Raw genomic sequence first — 1,716 nt, 5'->3', positions numbered from 1 at the left:
CGGGCGTGCCCGCGAAGAGGTCGGATCAGGTCGAATCAGGCTTTGGGCTGATCGGCCAACTGATCGGCCAGGCGCACGAAGGCGGCCAGGTCCAGCTGCTCCGGGCGCAGGCTGCCATCCACGCCGGCAGCTTCGATGGCCGCGCTGTCGAGCAGGCCCTTCATGGTGTTGCGCAGTGTTTTGCGGCGCTGGTTGAACGCGTCACGCACCACCCGCTCCAGCAGTTGTGCATCTTTGGCCGGGTGAGGCAGCACTTCGTGCGGCACCAGCCGCACGATGGCCGAATCCACTTTCGGTGGCGGGTTGAACGCCCCAGGGCCAACGTTGAACAGGTGTTCCACGCGGCAGTGGTACTGCACCATGATCGACAACCGCCCCCAATCACCACCGCCAGGGCCGGCGGCCATGCGCTCGACCACTTCCTTCTGCAGCATGAAGTGCATGTCGCGGATCAGCCCGGCATGGCTGAGCAGGTGGAAGATCAGCGGCGTGGAGATGTTATAGGGCAGGTTACCCACCACCTTGAGGCTGCGCGGCGGGACGCCCAGCCGGTTGAAGTCGAACTTCAGGGCGTCGCCCTGGTGCAGGCGGAAATTGCTGCGGTCAGCGAACTTGTGCTGCAGGATCGGCACCAGGTCCTTGTCCAGCTCGACCACGTCCAGTTGCGCGCCGCTGCCCAGCAGGCCCTCGGTCAGGGCGCCCTGGCCCGGGCCGATTTCCAGCAAGTGTTCGCCAGGCTTGGCGTGGATAGCGCGCAGGATACGGTCGATGATGCCGGCGTCGTGCAGGAAGTTCTGGCCGAAGCGCTTGCGCGCCCGGTGTTGGTATTGCTCGTTCATGGTCGGTTCTCGGCCATCTGGTAGGCGGTTTCCAGCGCGACGCGCAGGCTGCCGGTGTCGACCTTGCCGCTGCCGGCCAGGTCCAGGGCGGTGCCGTGGTCAACCGAGGTACGGATGATCGGCAGGCCCAAGGTCACGTTCACGGCCGCACCAAAACCCTTGTACTTGAGTACGGGCAGGCCTTGGTCGTGGTACATCGCCAGCACCGCGTCGCAGTGCTCCAGATATTTGGGGGTAAACAGGGTATCGGCCGGCAGCGGCCCGCGCAGGTCCATGCCTTCGGCGCGCAGGCGGGCCAGGGTCGGCTCGATGATGTCGATTTCTTCGCGGCCCAGGTGGCCGCCTTCGCCGGCATGCGGGTTGAGGCCGCACACCAGGATGCGTGGGGCGGTGATGCCGAACTTGTCGCGCATGTCTGCATGCAGGATGCGGGTAACCCGCTCGACGCGCTCGGCAGTGATGGCGTCGGCGATGTCCCGCAGCGGCAGGTGGGTGGTAACCAGGGCCACGCGCAGGCCGCGGGTCGCCAGCATCATCACCACTTGTGCGGTTTGGGTCAGTTCGGCGAGGAATTCGGTGTGCCCGGAAAAGGCGATGCCGCTCTCGTTGATCACACCCTTGTGCACGGGGGCGGTGATCATCCCGGCGAAGTGCCCGTCCAGGCAGCCCTGGCCTGCACGGGTCAGGGTTTGCAGCACGAACGCGGCGTTGGCCGTGTCGAGCTGGCCCGGTGTTACCGGGGCCGCCAGCGGTGTATCCCAAACATACAGGCTGCCCGCTGGCGCTGGCTGCTCGGGCCATTGGCCCGGGGCAACCGGCAACAGGTCGACAGCCAGCCCCAGCTGGGTGGCCCGCTCGGCGAGCAGGTCACGGCTGG

Annotated in this window: 2 protein-coding genes; both read right to left on the bottom strand. The window is 66.7% G+C overall.

The features are described 5' to 3' along the window. Positions 1-35 precede the first annotated feature (35 nt). Positions 36-839 carry a 16S rRNA (adenine(1518)-N(6)/adenine(1519)-N(6))-dimethyltransferase RsmA gene (gene rsmA, locus G1E_RS19560; protein WP_009685237.1) on the bottom strand — a complete coding sequence of 268 codons (804 nt, stop codon included), beginning with the start codon at positions 837-839 and terminating at the stop codon, positions 36-38. Further along, the coding region (gene pdxA / locus G1E_RS19555; protein ID WP_047150037.1) for a 4-hydroxythreonine-4-phosphate dehydrogenase PdxA at positions 836-1,716 on the bottom strand (881 nt) is incomplete at its 5' end. The genes rsmA and pdxA, both read right to left, overlap by 4 nt.

The sequence above is a fragment of the Pseudomonas sp. TJI-51 genome (genome assembly GCF_000190455.2).
Taxonomy (GTDB): Bacteria; Pseudomonadota; Gammaproteobacteria; order Pseudomonadales; family Pseudomonadaceae; genus Aquipseudomonas; species Aquipseudomonas juntendi.
Note: the sequence above shows the minus strand (reverse complement) of the source record. Positions and strands in the feature narration are given on the sequence as shown.

Coding starts and splice junctions, on each gene's coding strand:
- rsmA (WP_009685237.1), bottom strand. CDS start 839: ATGAACGAGCAATACCAACACCGGGCGCGCAAGCGCTTCGGCCAGAAC.